This is a genomic window from Ochrobactrum sp. RH2CCR150, from assembly GCA_014138095.1.
Lineage (GTDB): Bacteria > Pseudomonadota > Alphaproteobacteria > Rhizobiales > Rhizobiaceae > Brucella > Brucella gambitense.
The window spans coordinates 1-18,965 of the sequence record JACGXE010000006.1 but is presented as its reverse complement, the minus strand read 5'-3'; the positions used below and the strand labels follow the sequence as shown (position 1 = coordinate 18,965).

Below are 18,965 nucleotides of genomic sequence, written 5' to 3'. Positions count from 1 at the left end.
CATGGGCCGTCCCGTCAAAATCATTTTCGGCGTTGCCGCGGTCATTTTTCTTGTCGCGCCGTTGTTTGCCATTCTGCCACTGGCGTTCACCTCAAGCGTGTTTCTCACCTATCCGGTGCCGAGCTGGTCGATGCGCTGGTTCGAAGAACTGGCAACGGCCGATGCCTGGCGACGCGCCATCGTCAACAGCCTGATCATCGGCACTGGCACGATGGCGCTGGCGACGGTGCTTGGCACAATGGCAGCACTTGGCCTGCGCAATCGGGCGCTGTTCCTGTCGGGCCCGATCCGTACGCTGTTTCTGCTACCGATGGTCGTGCCTGCGGTGGTGATGGGCGTCGGCATGCAATTGCTGTTTGTCCGGCTGGGGATCGCGAATTCCTATTTCGGGGTCATCGTCGCGCATACGGTGGTGTCGATCCCGTTCGTGATGGTGAGCGTCACCGGCGCGCTGGCAGGCATCGATCGGCGGGTGGAACTTGCCGCGGAAAGCCTTGGCGCATCGCCGCTGACTGTGTTTCGCCGGGTGACTTTGCCGCTTGCCATGCCTGGCGTGGTTTCAGGTGCCGTGCTGGCCTTCGCCACGTCGCTGGACGAGGTGGTGCTGACGCTGTTCGTCGCCGGGCCAAACCAGCGAACGCTGGCCCGACAGATGTTTTCCACGATCCGCGAAAACATCAGCCCGGCGATTGCCGCTGCAGCCTTCCTGTTTATCGCGGGAACCCTGATCCTTGGTCTGGCGGCAGTGCTGTTCAAAAGGAAAACACCGCGCACGGCTTGAATGAAACTTTCTAGCCGTGCTCAGGCGCCTGCATGAAATAGGGAACCATTCACGCTGTGAGGGGTTTGAAATTCATGCACGTTTCAAAAGCGAATTCAGAAAGCACCTCGCTTGCGGCGCTATCGACGGATAATGCCGGATATGCGCTTTTCTTCGACATAGACGGAACCTTGCTGGATCTGGCACCGACGCCGGACAGCGTCGTGGTCGATCCAGCACTGGTGACCGCACTGGAAAAACTGCGCCAGCGTCTGTCCGGTGCTGTGGCGCTTGTGACCGGACGCCCGCTGGAATTTGTGGCGGAGCGTTTTCCGTCTTATTCCGGCGCTGTTGCGGCATTGCATGGCACCGAGTTTCGCCTGCCATCGGGGCATGTCGAGATGCTGGAACCCGGCGAACAGTTCGAGCGTGCCAAGGATTTCATTCGTCAGACGCAGGCGGGGATTACCGGTCTTCTCGTCGAGGATAAGGGCAATGCCATCGCTGTCCATTTCAGGGCTGCGCCCGGCAAGGAAGACATCGCCCGCGAGCTGATCGATGCGGCGGAAAAGCTGGCTGGTCCTGACTGGTGTGTGCAGGCTGGTAAATATGTCTTCGAACTGCGTTCGCGTCATGGCGATAAAGGAGATGCCTTGCGCCGTTTGATGCGGAGCGCGGCCTTTGCCGGGCGTCTTCCGATCGCCTTCGGCGACGATCTGACGGATGTGCCGATGCTGCAGGCAGCGATGGATATGGGCGGGTTGGGCGTTGCGGTGGGCGATGCGATCGGCGATCTGTCCACTGACAGGGTTGCCTCGCCGGAAGCCTTGCGGGCATGGGTGATCGAAATGGCGGGTGAGCAATAATACGATGAAAGGAGAGACGAGTGGGACGCCTTGTCGTGGTTTCCAACCGGGTGCCCTTGCCGGACAAGCAAGGGAAAGCGCCGGCGGGAGGATTGGCCGTCGCCTTGCAGGCGGCTTTGAATGTGCGCGGCGGGGTCTGGTTTGGCTGGTCGGGTGAAACATTGTCCGGCAGGCAGACACACCAGCTTGAAACAAAGCAGGTGGGGCCGATCAGCTACGCGCTGTTGAGCCTGCAAAAGAAAGATATCGACGAATATTACGCTGGCTTCGCCAACCGAATGTTGTGGCCGCTTTGTCATTACCGGCTCGACCTGATCGATTATACCCGTAAGGACATGGCGGGATATTTCCGCGTGAACCGGTTGTTCGCACAGCAATTGCTGCCGCTGCTTGAGCCGGACGACATCATCTGGGTGCATGATTATCATCTGATCCCGCTGGCCGAAGAGTTGCGGCGCTGCGGTGTGGAAAATCGCATCGGCTTTTTCATGCATATTCCCTGGCCACCGGCTGATCTGCTTTTGACGCTACCGGTGCATGAGGCGATCATTCGCGGCTTGACGGCCTATGATCTCGTCGGGTTCCAGACTGAAAACGATGTCGAGAATTTCATTGGTGGTTTGCGGCGTGAAAAGATCGGCAAACAGATAGAACCCCGCCGCTTCGAAGCATTCGGGCGCAGTTTCAGCGTGGACAGTTTTGGCATTGGTATCGAAACGGAGATCTTTGCCGAGATTGCTCAGAAGACGCAGAACAGTGCCTCTGTAAAGCGCATGCGCGCCAGCATGAGCGGGCGCGATCTGATCATCGGCGTCGACAGGCTGGATTATTCCAAGGGGATTACCAATCGGCTCGAAGCTTTCGAGCATTTCATGAAAATCGATCCGGTCAATCGCGGCAATGTCACCTTCTTGCAGGTCACGCCGAAGTCTCGCACCGAGGTGCCGGAATATAAGGCGATGCAGCGGGAGGTAGCGGAAATGGCCGGGCGCATCAATGGCGCCAATGCGACCTTCGACTGGACGCCGATCCGCTATATCAACCGGTCTCTCAACCGTGATGTGCTGGCCGGGCTTTATCGCTTGTCGAAAGTGGGGCTGGTCACGCCGCTGCGTGATGGCATGAATCTCGTTGCAAAGGAATATGTTGCGGCGCAAGACCCCGATGATCCGGGTGTGCTTGTGCTCTCACGCTTTGCTGGTGCTGCGCAGGAACTGGACGGCGCGGTACTGGTCAATCCCTATGACACGGAAGCGGTGGCCTATGCGATAGCGCGGGCACTTTCCATGCAGCTGGAAGAACGGCAGGAGCGCTTTAACGGCATGATGGATTTTCTGAAAACCCACGACGTCACACGATGGTGCGACGATTTTCTGGCACGGCTTGCGCCAGAGAAATAGGCAAAGGCTTGCGCCCGTTTCGGGCGCAAGCTGTTCTTGAAATTTAGGCTACAGCCTTGCCATAAGTGCGCACGACATTGCGGACGGCTTCCACCATCAGGGCGTGCGGTGTCGGCTCGACGTCACCGGAGGCGACAGCCGGATAAAGTGTGCCCAAATACTGGCTGATCAGCGTTTCCGGTATCTTGCGACCTTCCAGACGCTTCAAGAGCGCATCAACGGCAGTGGTTGCCACCGGGTGTGGCCAGTAATAGCGGATGCGGTCGCTATAGGAGAAATGGCGTTGCAGACGCAGTTCTTCCGCATCGCCGTGATAATACTTTTCCCAGTTCTTCGGCTCGGCCAGAAGCAGGGCTTCCATTTTGCCGCGCAGGGTTTCTTCTTCCGGCAGCTTGTCGAGGAAAGCCGCAATCTGGTCGAGGCCGTAAAGCGCCTCGCGCAGTGCGAAAGTGAGGCCGGGGCCGACTTTCAAAATGGCGAAACCATCGTGCACCAGATCGGAAAGCGCTTCCACCGGCTGATAGTCGGTCGAATGCGCTTCAAAAACGAATTGCGGCATTTCGCTGATAACGCCGCTCAGCGCCGTCGCCTTCTCGCTGTTGTAGAAGACAACATTTTCGTTGCCGAATTCGACACCCGGTTGCACCACCACGCCGATGGCGCGGGCAAAGGCGTCTTCCAGTCCAAGTGCGGCGAAAGCCTTGCGGTGAATGGCGACAGTTTCGACCGCAGCACCCGGCTTGGTCAGTTCCAGCTCTTCGATTTCTTCCATAGCGCCGCCGGGGATCGGGACTTCCGTTCCGATGATATAGACCGGCAGGTCGTATCCGGCTTCACGGGCCGCTGCTTCAGAAACCTTGGCCAGACGCGCGGCGCGCTCGGCGGTCACGGCATCAGGCAGCGCGACCGGTTCGCCAGCGCAACCCATCGACGTGTCGAGATGGATCTTGGTGAAGCCTGCGCGCACGAAGGCATCGATCATGACATCCGATTTCAGCAGGGCTTCTTCAGCAGGCAGATGCTTCCACGGGTTCGGACCGAGATGGTCGCCGCCCAGAATAAGCCGCTTGGTGTCGAAGCCGACGCGAGCCGCGATATCTTCCACAAAGCGACGGAAATCGGCAGGCGTCATGCCCGTATAGCCGCCATCCTGATTGACCTGATTGCAGGTGGCTTCGATCAGCACGTCCGTGTTGGTCGCGATGCCTTCGAGAAGGGCTGCCTCGATCACCAGCGGATGCGCAGAGCAGATCGACGTGATGCCGCCGCGAACGCCGCGGGCGTAACGTGCGGGAAGTGCGCTCAGAACGTTCGTGCTGCTCATGCTGGAACTCCGTTTTTCTGAAGGAAGGCTTCAATTTCGGCCATGGTCGAGGTGCCCTCCATCGGACCTTTGACACCAACGGCGCGCGCGCCGGTGGCGTTGGCGATGATCAGAGCTTCCTTCGGAGCCATGTCGCGCAGCCAGCAGGTAACGAATGCTGCGCCAAAACTGTCGCCTGCTCCGGTTGGGTCGATTTCCTCGACCTTGAAAGCAGGTGCGAAGACTTCGCCGGACTGGTCGAAATAGCTTGCGCCTTCAGCACCGCGCTTGACCACTACGGCTTTGATACCGCGCGTCAGCAGTTCTTCTACGGCGGCCTTTTCCTCGGTCGCCTTGGTGAAGAGGAAGATTTCCGGGCCGCTTGGCATGAACAGGTCGGTGTTTTCCAGCGCATGGGCCAGTGCCTGGCGCATGCCTGGCAATTCCAGCATTTCCTTGCGGATATTCGGGTCGAAGGACACTGTGCCGCCCTTCGCCTTGATGCGGATTGTCGCCTCGTGGATCGCCGAAACAATGCCATCGGAGAACAGGGCCGAACCCATGATATGCAGGTGATCGGCGGTCTCGATCAGCCTTTCAGCTTCCGGCGTCAGGCCGATTGCACTGCATGCGCTGTGCTTGATGTTGAAGATGAAATCGCGATTGCCATCCGGGCGATACCGCACGAAGGCGCTGCCGGTGGCGGCTGTCGGATGTACGCCGATGGCCGAAACATCAACGCCATCTCTTTGCAGGCGCTCGACATTGAGCGCACCGAAATCGTCATTGCCCACCGCGCTGACCATGCCGCAAGGCTGGCCCATCTTGGCCGCCTGATCGATAAAGATCGCAGGCGCGCCGGAAGCGAACGGGCCGATCAACGGGATGGCAGACTTGAAACCGTTGCCGGTTTCCACGGCCATGATCTCGACGACGATTTCGCCGATGGTGATGATCTTTTTCATAAGCTGCACCGCGATTACGTACGAACGGATTTCGAGCGCACATCGAGCCAGACCGCGACCAGAATGACCACGCCCTTGACGATGAGCTGATAGAAGTAAGGCACCGACAGCATGTTCATGCCGTTATTGATGACGCCTATAATGAGCGCGCCGAGGATGGTGCCAACCATGGTGCCGACGCTGCCAGCAAGCGAGGTGCCGCCCAGCACGACCGCCGCAATGGCGTCGAGTTCGTAGCCCATGCCCGCATTGGTCTGCGCCGAGGACAGGCGCGACGACAGGAGAATGCCGCTGATCGCCGCCATGACGCCCGAAAGCATGAAGACGATGATCTTGATGCGGTCGACGCGGATACCCGAATAGATCGCCGCTTCCTTGTTGCCGCCTGACAGATAGATGCGGCGGCCAAAAACGGTCTTCGACAGCAGGATATAGTTCAAGATGAACAGGACGCCGACAATCCAGATGATGATCGGCAGTCCGAGCCAATTCTCCGAACCGATGGCGAGCCATGTGTCGTTTTCGATGATTTCAGGCGCGCCATTGGTCGGCAGACTGACCATGCCGCGATAGATGCCCATTGTTGCAACGGTCACGATGAAGGATGGCAGCATGAGCTTTGCCGACAGCACACCGTTCAGCCCGCCCATGATGGCGCCCGCTGCAAGGGTGAAAACGACTGTTGGCACAAAACCGAAACCCATGGCAAAGGCTTGCGCCGCCACCATGCCGGAAACCGCGATGATCGAACCGATGGACAGGTCGATTTCGCCGAGCAGGATCACATAGGTCATGCCATAGGCGGCAACGGCAATCACCGCCACCTGCTGCATGATGTTCATGAAGTTGTTGAAGGCGAGAAAGCGCGGGTTCAACACTGCGAAGACCACGCAGAGCACGGCCAGCGAGATGATGATGCCGCCATATTGACGGATCAGCGGGGAGCTGAAAAGCGAACGGCGGACTTCCGCGTCCACTGCTTTCTTCTGGAGATTTGGTACGTTGCTCATATGTGCATTCCTGCTGCGTAGCTCATGACGGTTTCGGGGGTGAGGCCATCGGCATCGACAATGGCGGCGACATGCTTGTTATGCATGACGGCCACACGGTCGCTGAGACCCAGCACTTCCGGCAGTTCGGAGGAAACCATCAGGATCGCCGCGCCATTGGCGGCAAGTTCACGGATGATGCGATAGATTTCGAATTTCGCGCCGACATCGACACCGCGCGTCGGCTCGTCGAGAATGAGGATGCGCGGCTTTGTCTGCAGCCACTTTGCCAGCACGATCTTCTGCTGGTTGCCGCCGCTGAGCGATCCGGCAACCGTGTCGATGGATGCTGTCTTGATGGCCAGACGCAGCACTTCCGCCTTGGCAGCGGAGCGCTCTGCTCTGGAGCGCATCAGGCCGAAAGGCCCGGCCAGCTGTCCGAGCCCAACCATGTTAATGTTGCGCTCGACGCTATGCGGAAGAACAAGACCTTCTTCCTTGCGGTTCTCGGTCACGAAAGCAATGCCGTTGCGAATAGCATCGGTCGGCGAGGAAAGCGTGATGACCTTACCGTCGAGCCTGATTTCGCCCGTGGGCCGCAGCATGCCGAACAGCGCCTTCATCACATCGGAACGGCCAGAACCGACCAACCCGAACAGCCCGAGAACTTCGCCGGGCTTCACATCGATGGTGACATCGTGAAATTTGCCCGGCACGGAGAGGTTCTTCGTCGCCAGAATCGGCGGAACATTTTCCGAGGGACGCGGCGCTTCGCGCGGCGGGTAGATGTCGTTCATCTCGCGGCCGACCATCAGCGCGATCAGACGGTCGATGCTGGTCTCGCTCTTTTCGGCGGTCGTGACATATTCGCCATCGCGAACAACTGTAATGTCGTCGGAAAGCCGCATGATTTCTTCCATGCGGTGCGAAATATAGATGACGGCAGTGCCTTGTGTCTTCAGGCGCTCAATGATCGAAAACAGAATTTCCGCTTCGCTGTCGGACAGCGACGAAGTCGGCTCATCCAGAATGACGACGTCAGCAGGCTGGCTCAATCCCTTGGCGATTTCGACGAGCTGGCGCTGGGCAATCGAAAGATCGGCGACCTTGGCGCGCGGATCGACCGGAAGTCCGAGATCCGCAACAAGCCTGGTCGCTTCCGCGTTCAGCTCGCGCTCGCGGATGAAGCCGAAACGGCTTGGCTCGTGGTTCGCGAAAATATTCTCAGCAACAGTCAGGTTGCGGGAGAGGCTCAATTCCTGAAAGACGATAGCAATGCCGCTGGCGCGCGCGTCGCGCGGATTCTTTGGCGCATAGGCCGCGCCTTTGAGCAAAATAGTGCCGGATGTTGGCTTGAACACGCCGGCCAAAATCTTCATCAGCGTGGATTTGCCGGCGCCGTTTTCGCCGAGCAGCGTGTGCACGCGACCACGACGCACCGTCAGGTTCATGCGCTTCAGCGCGATGACCGGGCCGAAAGACTTCGCGACATCGCGAATTTCCAGAACCGTATCTGCTGCCGTCTTCTGTTCGGATTTGGTGGCTGTCACAGGATCTGTCACTTTTAAGGCCTCCGCGCTCCGTTTGCTGCAGTCTGTCACGAACCGGATGTTACCGGGGTCGCGCAGTGCTGCTGTCTAAAGGGATGCGGTGGCGGCTCGGAAAGGGGAGGCTTTCCTGGCCGCCACACGCTGAAAGGAAACAGCGACTGGGAGGAGTGTCGCTGCTTCACGCGGTCTTACTTGGTTTCGCCGTCCTTGGTGACGACGCCCGGAACGATTGGCTGCTTGGCCGGAACGCTCTCGCCCTTGATGACCTTGACGGCGGTTTCAACCGCAACCTTGCCCATCTGGTTCGGATACTGCGCGATAACGCCAACCATGATCGGGTCGTTCTTCACGGCGTTGCGGGCTTCTTCCATGCCGTCAAAGCCGATTACCTTGACTTGGTTTTCAAGCTTGGCGGCTTTCACAGCCGATGCGGCAGCCAGTGCAGCATCGTCGCCGAAGCCGAAGATGCCAACGATATCCGGATTGGCCTGCAGGATGTTCTGCGCGGTGGCCAGAGCTTCCGGACGGGTGATGCCCGGCTGGATCGCCACGATCTTGATGTCCAGATACTTGGCGATACCCTTCTTGAAGCCTTCGATGCGGTCAACAACCGACTGAACCGTCGGGTAGTCGATGACGGCGACATTGCCCTTCTCGCCGATGGTCTTGGCCATCAGCTCGGCAGCGCGTTCGCCACCGGCAAAGTTGTCAGTGCCGACGAAGGATGTCACGTCCACATTGTTTGCAGGCACGTCGACGGTGATGACCTTGATGCCAGCTTTTTCAGCCTTGTTGATGGCCGAGCGAACGCCCTTGCTGTCAACCGGCGATATGATGATGACATCAACGCCCTTGGTGATGAAATCTTCCACATCGGCGAGCTGCTTGCTCAGATCCTGATTGGCGATGGAGATTTCGAGCGGCACGTTTTCTGCCTGCGCTTCCTTCTTCATCGCTTCTGCGAGCGAGATGTAGAAAGGATGCTGCTGGGTGAGAAGCGATGCGCCAACACCTTCGGCAGAGGCAGCGCCTGCCATCATGGCCAAAGCGACGCCGGAAAAGAGAATGCGGCCGAGAGAATTGCGAAACATGATTTCCTCCGAATGAACCGGCGTCTGCCGGGCTGTCCTTCTAACAGGGACATGAATGATGACTTACCTGCTGGTTCATCGGACCGCAGCACTTTGCGTCAGTCTTCAAACCTCCCGGAAGGGCAGGTGCCTTCAGCTCATTATCGAGCTTCTCTAGACATGATGGAGCTTGTTCAACGTGTCAATATATTATTTTCCACGTGTAAAATTTATAACGATTTAAATTTGCCTTTGAAGTGTCAGTTCTCGACTGTCTGACGGAACTTATAAGCTCGTGCCACTGGATTGGGCACCTATGTGGGCGAAATTCAAGTTGCTTCTGCGAAGAAAAAAATTTACGCATGGAAAAATCTTGAGGCGTGGAGAGAGCGTCTCGGCACCCGGTCGGGAAGAGCCCGAGGAAAGCGGAGCATGGCTGAAAACAAGATCAGGACGATGGAGGAGTTCGCCGTGGCGAGCGGTTTGTCGCGTCCTACGGTCTCGAAATATTTCGATAATCCTGAAAGCGTAAAGCCTTCGACGCGCGCCCGCATCGAAAAGGCGTTGAAGGACCACAACTATCAGCCCAATATTTTTGCCGTCAGTCTCAACCGCAAGAAGCCGAAAAATATCGGCGTCATCGTTCCGCATATTTCAGACCCGTTCTACGCCGAAATCATTCGCCAGATCGAATTGCGATGCCTCGCCGAAGGTTACTGGACCATCGTTCTGTCGTCGCATGGCGAGCGCAAGCTTGAAGCACGCGCCATGCGTTCGCTGATGTCGCTCAAGATTGCCGGTGTTCTGATGGCGCCGCTCGGTTTTGAAACCGACACCAAGCTTCTGACCAGCCTTTCCGATTCGATGCCTGTGGTGTTTCTGGACAGCCGTATCGGCGAGGACCAGCCCTTTGTCGGCACCGACAACCGGGTCAGCATCGGCAATATCACAGAATATCTGTGCCGGACCGGCGAGCATCCGTGTTTTCTGGAAATGCCTGCCGTCAACCAGAACGCGCTTGAGCGCCGCGCGGCCTATATCGCCACGATGGAACGGCTGGGCATCGAGCCCATCGTTTTGCCGATGACGCCAAAAAACTGGAGTTTTGAAGAGCTTGGCTATCAGGAGGCCGGGCGTATTCTCGACCGGGGCGGTTTTCCGACGCGCACGGTTCTCTGCGCCAATGATCGCCTGGCTTTCGGTGTGATTTCAGCCGCTTTTGAGCGCAGGCGTCACGTCGGGCGCGAAGAAGGCAGCGATCTGCGGGTTGCCGGACACGACGATCATCCGCTCAGCCGCTTCACCTGCCCGCCCTTGACGACGGTAGCACAGGATTACCGTCAGATCGCGCAGCTCGGTCTGGATATGCTGTTCTCTCGCATCAATGAACAGGACAGCAGCGCGGCAACCGGCGAGGATATCCGCTATCTCGACAGCCATCTGATCATGCGCAGTTCGGCCTGACAGATTCTTTCCCGTCGCGTTATCCTATGAAGAACCGCATCACACTTTTGCTGGAAATGCTTTAAGCCGACATTCTCAGCTTGATCTCGGCATTCAGCAGGATGCGGTTACTTTCAGGCAGTTCGAGCCGGTCTTCGGAATCTTCGCCCAATGTGCGGAAAAGAAGCTCAATCGCCAGCCTGCCGATTTCGTTATAATCCTGTGCAACTGTGGTGAGCGGCGGACAGGTATATTCCGACAGCGGATTGTTGTCGTGACCGGCAACGCGAATATCGCAATCCTTGAGCCTGCCAATTTTCAGCCCTGCCTGCCAGAGAGCCCCCGTAACACCAAAGGCGATACGGTCGTTGGAGCAGAGCACCGTCGAGGTCGGAAAACTAGCCTTCTCGCGCATGATGCGGGCCGTTTGCTCGAAGGCATATTGTTCGAAATCCCAGCTGCGGCTCGGTTCCAGCTCGATGATGCGTGGCTCGTGACCGAGCTTTTCCATCGCGGTCGTATAGGCTTCGCGCCGCTTGATGGCGTTGTTGTTCACAATCGGCATCGAGAAATAGCAAGGTTCGCTGCCGGAACGGCAGAGATAATCCACGATCAGGTGGAAGGATTTTTGGTTGTCGGTGCCGACAAAGGGCGACGTGCTGTCGAGCGGCGAGTCGACATAGACGATGGGGACGTCATCGGCGAGACGCGCCAGCGCGGAATGCTGCGATTGTTCACCAAGCGGTGCGATAATGGCCCCTGCGACATTGAGCGAGCGCAGCGTTTCAATCGCGCGCTTTTCCAGCTCCGGCTTGCCGTCCGACGACAGGACAACGGTCAGATATCCACGCTGCTCGGCCAGCGTTTGGAGCCTACGCGTCATGGCCATGTAGAAATGATCGAGCTGGTTGGGAATAATGATTCCCAAAATTGTCGTGCGACGACGATTAAGGTTCACCGCGAAAAGATTTGGACGAAAGCCGGACTGCTTGACGGCCGCTTCTATGATCTCGCGGGTCTTCGGGCGGACGGATGTTGGATCGTTGAAATATTTGGAAACCGTAGGGCGAGACAGCCCGACGAATTCCGAAAAGTCTTCCATGGTGCGTATGGTTTTGCGCACGGTTCTCTGTCCTGTCCGTCAGCTACCCGCTGCAATTTCTTGCGGTGGTAGCTCACATTCTCCTGCTATCGGTCGGGTCAAGATGAGCTGACCCAGAGATGCATGACACGTGGTCTGCAGCTTGTTTCCCAATAATTTCAGGATGTTCCTCCAACCAGACCCGCCCCGAAGTTTTTCAAGGCAAGGCCAAGTCAAACTGTCAAAGGCTGAAGCAAAGGTCAAGCGGACAATATCAAACACTTGCACCGATGCAGTGCATATCTGAATGTGCTAAGATAATTTCGGGGTCAAGTCGCGTGGAGGAAAATCCGTTATTTCCGCCGCGAAAGCAATCGAATTGGCAGTCTTTGTGTCGCGTAAATCAAAATCAAAAACCGTGCTTGACAAGCTACGGATAGCCGCGCCATAAATTTTACATATGTAAGAATTTTGCTATGCATTCGTAAAGGAGGAGACGAAATGCGGACCAAAACTTATGTGACAGGGCTTATTGCGTCTGCCGCTGGCGTCGCAATGTTTGCCGGTTCGGCGTGGGCGGAGGAGCTCACGATCGCAACGGTCAACAATGCCGACATGATCATCATGCAGAAGCTTTCGCCGGAATGGGAAAAGGCCACCGGCAACAAGCTCAACTGGGTGGTGCTTGAAGAAAATGTGCTGCGCCAGCGTGTCACCACCGACATCGCAACCAAGAGCGGCCAGTTCGACATCATGACCATCGGCGGTTACGAAACCCCGATCTGGGGTAAGGCCGGATGGCTTCTTGCGGTCGATGATCTCGGCGACGATTACGACTATGACGATCTTATCAAGCCGGTGCGCGCTGGTCTGACCGTCGATGGCAAGCTTTATGCGGTGCCATTCTATGCGGAAAGCTCGTTCACCCTTTATCGCAAGGATCTGTTCGAAGCTGCCGGCCTGAAAATGCCGGATGCGCCGACTTATACCGAGATCAAGGAATTTGCGACCAAGCTCACCGATAAATCGAAAGAACAGTACGGTCTCTGCCTGCGCGGCAAGCCGGGCTGGGGCGAAAACATGGCCTATCTTTCGACGCTGGTGAACACGTTTGGCGGCAGCTGGTTCGATGAGAGCTGGAAGCCGCAGATGAGCTCCGATACCTGGAAAAAAGCCATCAATTACTACGTCGATCTGATGAAGGAAGCAGGCCCTCCCGGAATCACCTCGAACGGCTTCAATGAAAATCAGGCGCTGTTCTCCACCGGCCATTGCGCCATGTGGATCGACGCCACCTCGGCTGCGGGCCGCATCTATGATCCGAAGCAGAGCCAGGTTGCCGACAAGGTCGCCTTCACCAAAGCACCTGTCGAAGTGACGCCGAACGGGTCGTCTTGGGCATGGTCTTGGAACCTCGCCATCCCGGCATCGACCAAGAAGGCGGAAGCCGCAAAGTCGTTCCTGAAATGGGCGACCTCGAAGGGCTATGTCGAACTGGTGGGCAAATCGGAAGGCTGGGTTGCCGTTCCGCCGGGCACGCGTCAGTCCACCTATGCCAATGAAGAGTACAAAAAGGCCGCACCTTTCGCCGAGACTGTTCTCAAGGCTATTGAATCGGCCGACCCAACCAAGCCGACCAAGGACCCGGTCCCCTATACCGGCATCCAGTTCGTGGCGATCCCTGAATTCCAGGCGATTGGTACGATTGTCGGTCAGGCAATCTCTTCGGCTGTCGCCGGTCAGCAAAGCGTCGATGCGGCGCTCGATGGCGCACAGAAGCAAGCCGAACAGATCATGACGCAGGCCGGTTACATCAAGTAATCCGGTTACCATCAGCCTGCCGCCGCACGTTCGCTTCTGCGCATTTCCAGCAAAGCCACTTGGCCCCTTACTGGAAATGCCTGAAGGAGCAGGGCGGCAGGCTCGATTTTCGCGCGATCCGCTGCACCCTTAAAAGGCGCAGCCGATATCAAAGCGGGAAGGGGAGGAACGTCAGACATGTCAGCAAACCCGGCCTTGGCCACAGGCACCAAATCGCGCTTTGCCGCTAAATCGCGCCGCAGCGTCCGCACCGGACCTCTGCTTGCACCCGCCGTCATCCTGCTCTTGCTATGGATGATCGTCCCACTGGCGATGACGCTCTGGTTCTCGTTTCAGTATTACAATCTCATCAATCCCTTCGTGACCGGTTTTGCCGGTTTCTCGAACTACAAATTCCTGCTGTCCGATCCGGGGCTCTGGTCGGCCATCATGAAAACGCTCATTCTGCTGGGCTCGGTTCTTGCCATTTCGGTGGTGTTCGGCGTTTTGTTCGCTGTGATTTTCGATCAGGATTTCTGGGGCAAGAACATTGCGCGGCTTCTGGTCATTGCGCCGTTCTTCGTCATGCCGACTGTGTCGGCGCTGATCTGGAAAAACCTTCTGATGCACCCGGTCAACGGGCTGTTCGCCTTTATCTCGCGCAGTCTCGGGCTGCCCGTCATAGACTGGTTCGGGCAGTTTCCGATGGCGTCGATCATCATGATCGTGTCCTGGCAGTGGGTGCCTTTCGCGACGCTGATCCTGATGACGGCCATGCAGTCGCTCGACCGCGAGCAGATGGAAGCGGCGCGGCTTGATGGCGCCAAAGGGCCGGTGATGTTCTTTTATATCGTCCTGCCGCATCTGTTGCGCCCGATCTCGGTCGTCATCATGATCGAGACGATTTTCCTTCTGTCGGTCTTCGCGGAAATTCTGGTCACCACATCCGGTGGGCCGGGTATCGCCACCACGACGCTGACCTATTTCATCTATCTGAAGGCGCTCCTTCAGTGGGATATCGGCGGCGCTTCGGCCGCCGGTGTCATCGCCATCATCCTCGCCAATATCGTTGCCGCGTTCCTCATCCGAACCGTGGCGCGCAATCTGGACAATTAGGGGAGACGAACGATGGCTGCAAAACGCAAGTTCAACAAAGCCGCACTCTCCGCCGGGATTATTGGCTGGATCGTGGCGCTCTTGATGTTCTTTCCGATCCTCTGGATGCTGCTTGCGGCATTCAAAACGGAGATTGACGCGGTCGCTCCGCCAAAGCTGTTCTTCGAGCCGACGCTGGAAAACTTCGCGGCGGTCAATCAGCGCGCCGACTATTTCCGCTACGCCATGAACAGCGTGATCGAGAGCCTTGGCGCGACGATCCTGTCTCTGCTGATCGCCGTTCCGGCGGCATATGCGGCGGCTTTCTTTCCGGGAAAACGCACCAAGGATCTGCTGTTGTGGATGCTCTCCACCAAGATGCTGCCTGCGGTGGGTGTTCTGGTGCCGATCTATCTTCTGGCGCGCGACAGCGGGCTTCTCGATACGCGCACCGGGCTGATTATTATCTTCACCCTTTCCAATCTGCCGATTGTGGTCTGGATGCTCTATTCCTTTTTCAAGGAAGTGCCGCATGAAATCCTTGAGGCGAGCCGTATGGACGGGGCGAAGGTCGGCCAGCAGATACGCTATCTGCTCCTGCCGCTGAGCCTGCCCGGTATTGCATCGACGGCGCTTCTTTCCATCATCCTGTGCTGGAACGAAGCCTTCTGGAGCCTCAATCTCACGGCCTCGCAGGCCGGGCCTCTCACCGCATTCATCGCGTCCTTCTCGTCACCGGAAGGGCTTTTCTGGGCAAAACTCTCGGCAGCGTCCACGCTCGCCATCGCGCCGATCCTCGTCTTCGGTTGGGTTACGCAGCGCCAGCTGGTGCGCGGTCTCACCTTCGGCGCCGTGAAATAAAGGGAACCCCATGGCTACGCTTTCTTTTCATAACGCCACCAAGTCCTTCGGCAATATCGATGTCATCAAGGGGGTGGACCTCAACATCGAAGACCGCGAATTCGTGGTCTTCGTCGGGCCGTCCGGTTCGGGAAAGTCCACGCTTTTGCGTATGATTGCGGGGCTGGAAGAAATCACCAGCGGTGATCTGCTGATTGACGGGCAGCAGTGCAATGATACGCCGCCGGATGAGCGCGGGCTTGCGATGGTGTTCCAGACCTATGCGCTCTATCCGCATATGAATGTGCGCGACAATATGGGTTTCGCGCTCAAGCTTGCAGGGATTGCCAAAGCCGAGCGCGACCGCAAGGTGGAAGACGTAGCGAAGACATTGCAGCTCGACAAATTGCTCGATCGCAAACCGAAACAGCTTTCGGGTGGTCAGCGCCAGCGTGTCGCCATCGGGCGCGCCATGGTTCGCGAGCCGAAGATTTTCCTGTTCGACGAGCCGCTTTCCAATCTCGATGCAGCGCTGCGCGTGCAGATGCGTATCGAGCTGGCGCGCCTGCATGACCGGCTCAATGCGACGATGATTTATGTCACGCATGATCAGGTTGAGGCCATGACGCTGGCCGACAAGATTGTCGTGTTGCGTGATGGCAAGCTGGAACAGGTCGGTTCGCCGCTTGAGCTTTATCACCACCCGGTCAATCGTTTCGTGGCGGGCTTCATCGGATCGCCGACCATGAACTTCATCGAGGTCAAGGCGAGCGCGGTTGATAGCGACGGCGTGACGGTGCAGCTTGCCAATGGTCGTTCGGTCAAGGTGCCGGTCGCAGCAGAAGGTGTCAGTGCCGGCGCGCCGCTGGTGCTCGGTGTTCGACCGGAACATCTGCATCCGGTGGATGACGGCATTCTCGAAGGTGAGATCATGGTGGTCGAGCGTCTTGGCGGTGAGACCTATCTCTATGTGCAAAACGATGCGGCTTCCGGCCTGATCGTGGCGGAAGCTGGCGGCAATAGCACGGCCCGTGCGCATGAGACGGCGCGGCTCGGCTTCGATGCCGCCGATGCGCATCTCTTCACGCCCGATGGCCTGTCGCTCCAGCGCCGTGACCGCCACCCGATGATCCTGTCTGAAAAGAAAACGCACCGTTAAAGAAGCATTTCCAGCAAAAGTGCGAAGCGGTTTTGCGTCGGATAATGCGTAAAAAAGTTAATTACATTACCGGAGAAAGTCTATGAGACTGAAAGACAAGGTTGCCCTTATTACCGGCGCTGCGCGCGGCATTGGGCTTGGCTTTGCGGCGGCCTATGCGCAAGAGGGTGCAAAGGTCATTATCGCCGATATCAATATCGAGCGGGCGGAAGAAGCAGCACGCGGTATCGGCCCGTCGGTTAAGGCAGTGAAGCTGGACGTGACGGATCTGGGCGCAATTGACAAAGTGGTGGCCGCCATCGATGCCGAATATGGCGGTATCGATATTCTGGTCAATAATGCCGCGATCTTCGACATGGCGCCGATCAACGAACTGACCGAAGAGAGCTACGAGCGCGTGCTCGGCATCAATCTCAAGGGGCCGCTTTTCATGATGAAGGCGGTGTCGAATGTGATGATCAAGCGCGGGCGCGGCGGCAAGATCATCAATATGGCGAGCCAGGCCGGTCGTCGCGGCGAGGCGCTGGTGACGCTCTATTGTGCATCCAAGGCGGCGATGATTTCCGCCACGCAGTCGGCGGCTCTCGCTCTGGTCAAGCATGGCATCAACGTCAATGCGATTGCGCCGGGGGTGGTTGATGGCGAGCATTGGGATGTGGTGGATGCGAATTTCGCCAAATGGGAAGGCTTGAAGCCGGGCGAGAAAAAAGCTGCGGTTGCAAAGTCCGTGCCGATCGGTCGTTTCGCGACGCCGGAAGATATTACCGGCATGGCGGTATTCCTCGCTTCTTCGGACAGCGACTATATCCTTGCCCAGACCTTTGGTGTCGACGGCGGCAATTGGATGGCGTGAGACGAGGCCGGGACAGACAATGCAAGCGATTTATTTTACCGGCCATGGTGAAGCAGGTCTGGCCGATTTGCCGGAACCGGCATTGCAGCCGGGACACGCGCTGATCGACGTCAAGGCATCGGGTCTTTGTCACACCGACATCGACGTGCTGCATGGCCGCTACGGGTCCAGTGCTTTTCCGCTGGTGCCGGGGCATGAATATGCGGGCACTGTCGTTGCGGTGGCCGAAGACGTGACCAATGTGAAAGTGGGCGACCGCGTTGCGGTTGATCCGAATATTCCATGCGGTCATTGCCGCGCCTGCCTCAAGGGGCTGACCAATCTTTGCTCCGATCTGAAAGCCTATGGCGTGACCCATAATGGCGGCTTTGCAGGCATGAGCCTCGTCAATGCCAGCCATCTCCATTCCATTGGCGATCTGCCTTATGATGTTGCAGCCCTTGCAGAACCGTTGGCCTGCGTGCTGAACGGGCTCGGCGCGGCGGAATTGAAAACGGGCTCGCACGGCACTGAGAACGCGCTGGTGTTCGGGGCAGGCCCCATCGGTTTGTTGCTGGCCTTGTCGCTGAAGGCACAGGGCGTGCCGCAGGTCGCTGTCGCCGATATCAACGAGCACCGACTGGCCTTCGTTGAAAGCCTCGGGCTTGAGCCGGTCGTGTCTGGTTCTCAAGCGCTGGACAAGCGTCAGCGTAGCTTCGATTTCGTCGCCGACGCCACCGGTATAGCCAAGGTGGCGGAAAGCATGGTCGGTTTCACCGCCGACGGTGGGACGGTTCTCGTGTTCGGCGTCTGCGCACCCGAAGCGCGGATTTCGGTCGCGCCGTTCGAAATTTTCCGTCGCCAGATCAGGATTGCCGGTTCGCATTCGCTGAACCGTAATATTCCGCAGGCATTGGATATATTGAAACAGGACTTTTCCGGCGCAAATGGCGGTTCAATGGCGCGGCTCGTTTCCCACCGGCTGCCGCTGGAGGAAATGCTGCCGTTCTTCACCAAGGATGGTGGCGACCCCGCGACTATGAAAGTCCAGTTTGTACCCGCTTGAATAAAGGATACCCTCATGACCAAGCTATCGCGCGCAACGCTTCAAAGCTTCGATAAAGTGCACAAGCCCGGCTACGACCCAGCCACATTGAAGCCGGGTATCGTGCATTTTGGCATCGGCAATTTTCACCGCGCGCATCAGGCTGTCTATCTGGACGATCTGTTTGCCACCGGCGAGGGGCATGACTGGGCGCTGGTGGGCGCTGGAGTGCGGCCAAGCGACGATGCCATGCGCGATACGCTCAAGGCGCAGGACTGGCTGACCACCGTTGTTGAGCAGGAGGCCGATCATGCGGGTGCGCGCATCACTGCGTCGATGGTCGACTATGTCACCATTTCAACCGAGGAAGGGCGCAAGCCCTTGATGGCCTATCTGACGTCAGCGGACACACGTATTGTTGCGATGACCATCACCGAGGGCGGTTACTATATCGATCCGGCGAGCCAGACTTTCGATCCCGCTCATCCGGATATCGTTGCGGATGCCGCGCATCCAGACCATCCGAAAACCGTATTCGGCCTGATCGTTCAGGCGCTGAAACTGCGAAAGGCGGCGGGTGTCCAGCCTTTCACGGTCATGTCCTGTGATAACATTCCGGGCAACGGGCATGTTACGGAAGACGCCGTGACAGGTCTCGCCAAGCTGAGCGACCCGACCTTTGCCGACTGGATTTCCGCCAATGTCGCTTTCCCGAATTCCATGGTGGATCGCATCACGCCAGCCACCGGCGCACGCGAACGCGAGAT

The 18,965-nt window shown here is 57.8% G+C and carries 16 protein-coding genes and 1 pseudogene; 11 read left to right on the top strand and 6 right to left on the bottom strand.

The annotated features are described in order from the left end of the window. Position 1: 1 nt before the first annotated feature. The 3 genes from FHW03_RS14155 to otsA all read left to right on the top strand — a co-directional run bounded on the left by FHW03_RS14155 (position 2) and on the right by otsA (position 3,026). The gene (locus tag FHW03_RS14155) at positions 2 to 781 is read left to right on the top strand and encodes an ABC transporter permease (RefSeq protein WP_182521211.1); all 780 of its coding nucleotides are present in this window, start codon (positions 2 to 4) and stop codon (positions 779 to 781) included. Between the two features lie 74 nt (positions 782 to 855). Then, complete coding sequence (gene otsB / locus FHW03_RS14150; RefSeq protein WP_182521210.1) at positions 856 to 1,626, top strand: trehalose-phosphatase; 771 nt, start codon at positions 856 to 858, stop codon at positions 1,624 to 1,626. Between the two features lie 20 nt (positions 1,627 to 1,646). Then, positions 1,647 to 3,026 carry an alpha,alpha-trehalose-phosphate synthase (UDP-forming) gene (gene otsA / locus FHW03_RS14145; RefSeq protein ID WP_182521209.1) on the top strand — a complete coding sequence of 460 codons (1,380 nt, stop codon included), beginning with the start codon at positions 1,647 to 1,649 and terminating at the stop codon, positions 3,024 to 3,026. 43 nt (positions 3,027 to 3,069) lie between these two features. Here otsA and FHW03_RS14140 read toward each other — a convergent pair whose 3' ends face one another. The 5 genes from FHW03_RS14140 to FHW03_RS14120 form a co-directional block, all read right to left on the bottom strand. Beyond that, positions 3,070 to 4,350 (bottom strand): D-tagatose-bisphosphate aldolase, class II, non-catalytic subunit, encoded by a 1,281-nt coding sequence (locus FHW03_RS14140; RefSeq protein ID WP_182521208.1) that lies wholly within the window; start codon positions 4,348 to 4,350, stop codon positions 3,070 to 3,072. Next, on the bottom strand, positions 4,347 to 5,294 hold the full coding sequence (locus tag FHW03_RS14135) for a sugar kinase (RefSeq protein WP_182521207.1): 948 nt from the start codon (positions 5,292 to 5,294) through the stop codon (positions 4,347 to 4,349). The genes FHW03_RS14140 and FHW03_RS14135 overlap by 4 nt, the downstream gene beginning before the upstream one ends. Positions 5,295 to 5,308: 14 nt before the next feature. Continuing rightward, the gene (locus FHW03_RS14130) at positions 5,309 to 6,304 is read right to left on the bottom strand and encodes an ABC transporter permease (protein ID WP_377514844.1); all 996 of its coding nucleotides are present in this window, start codon (positions 6,302 to 6,304) and stop codon (positions 5,309 to 5,311) included. After that, entirely contained in the window at positions 6,301 to 7,845 is a 1,545-nt protein-coding gene (locus FHW03_RS14125; protein WP_182521206.1) for a sugar ABC transporter ATP-binding protein, read from the bottom strand. The genes FHW03_RS14130 and FHW03_RS14125 overlap by 4 nt, the downstream gene beginning before the upstream one ends. 176 nt (positions 7,846 to 8,021) lie before the next feature. Next, positions 8,022 to 8,924 carry a substrate-binding domain-containing protein gene (locus FHW03_RS14120; protein WP_182521205.1) on the bottom strand — a complete coding sequence of 301 codons (903 nt, stop codon included), beginning with the start codon at positions 8,922 to 8,924 and terminating at the stop codon, positions 8,022 to 8,024. A 411-nt stretch (positions 8,925 to 9,335) separates the two neighbouring features. Between FHW03_RS14120 and FHW03_RS14115 the strand changes: the two genes are divergently transcribed. Beyond that, positions 9,336 to 10,367, top strand: coding sequence for a LacI family DNA-binding transcriptional regulator (locus tag FHW03_RS14115; RefSeq protein WP_151589804.1), 1,032 nt, complete (start codon positions 9,336 to 9,338; stop codon positions 10,365 to 10,367). A gap of 61 nt (positions 10,368 to 10,428) precedes the next feature. Here the strand turns inward: FHW03_RS14115 and FHW03_RS14110 are convergent, their stop codons facing one another. Next, positions 10,429 to 11,448, bottom strand: coding sequence for a LacI family DNA-binding transcriptional regulator (locus FHW03_RS14110; protein ID WP_078338351.1), 1,020 nt, complete (start codon positions 11,446 to 11,448; stop codon positions 10,429 to 10,431). A 480-nt stretch (positions 11,449 to 11,928) separates the two neighbouring features. Between FHW03_RS14110 and FHW03_RS14105 the strand changes: the two genes are divergently transcribed. From FHW03_RS14105 to FHW03_RS14075, 7 genes and pseudogenes are all read left to right on the top strand, one after another. After that, complete coding sequence (locus tag FHW03_RS14105) at positions 11,929 to 13,248, top strand: sugar ABC transporter substrate-binding protein (protein WP_182521204.1); 1,320 nt, start codon at positions 11,929 to 11,931, stop codon at positions 13,246 to 13,248. A 177-nt stretch (positions 13,249 to 13,425) separates the two neighbouring features. After that, on the top strand, positions 13,426 to 14,343 hold the full coding sequence (locus tag FHW03_RS14100; RefSeq protein ID WP_138787009.1) for a carbohydrate ABC transporter permease: 918 nt from the start codon (positions 13,426 to 13,428) through the stop codon (positions 14,341 to 14,343). 12 nt (positions 14,344 to 14,355) lie between these two features. After that, on the top strand, positions 14,356 to 15,183 hold the full coding sequence (locus FHW03_RS14095) for a carbohydrate ABC transporter permease (protein WP_182521203.1): 828 nt from the start codon (positions 14,356 to 14,358) through the stop codon (positions 15,181 to 15,183). A gap of 10 nt (positions 15,184 to 15,193) precedes the next feature. Continuing rightward, positions 15,194 to 16,321 carry a sn-glycerol-3-phosphate ABC transporter ATP-binding protein UgpC gene (locus FHW03_RS14090; RefSeq protein WP_182521202.1) on the top strand — a complete coding sequence of 376 codons (1,128 nt, stop codon included), beginning with the start codon at positions 15,194 to 15,196 and terminating at the stop codon, positions 16,319 to 16,321. Between the two features lie 82 nt (positions 16,322 to 16,403). Further along, positions 16,404 to 17,174, top strand: coding sequence for an L-iditol 2-dehydrogenase (locus FHW03_RS14085; RefSeq protein WP_182521201.1), 771 nt, complete (start codon positions 16,404 to 16,406; stop codon positions 17,172 to 17,174). Positions 17,175 to 17,193: 19 nt separating this feature from the next. Continuing rightward, positions 17,194 to 18,219: a zinc-dependent alcohol dehydrogenase family protein gene (locus FHW03_RS14080; protein WP_182521200.1), complete on the top strand. Its 1,026-nt coding sequence runs from the start codon at positions 17,194 to 17,196 to the stop codon at positions 18,217 to 18,219. Between the two features lie 15 nt (positions 18,220 to 18,234). Further along, positions 18,235 to 18,965 (top strand): annotated as a pseudogene (locus FHW03_RS14075) (mannitol dehydrogenase family protein); the annotation flags it as partial.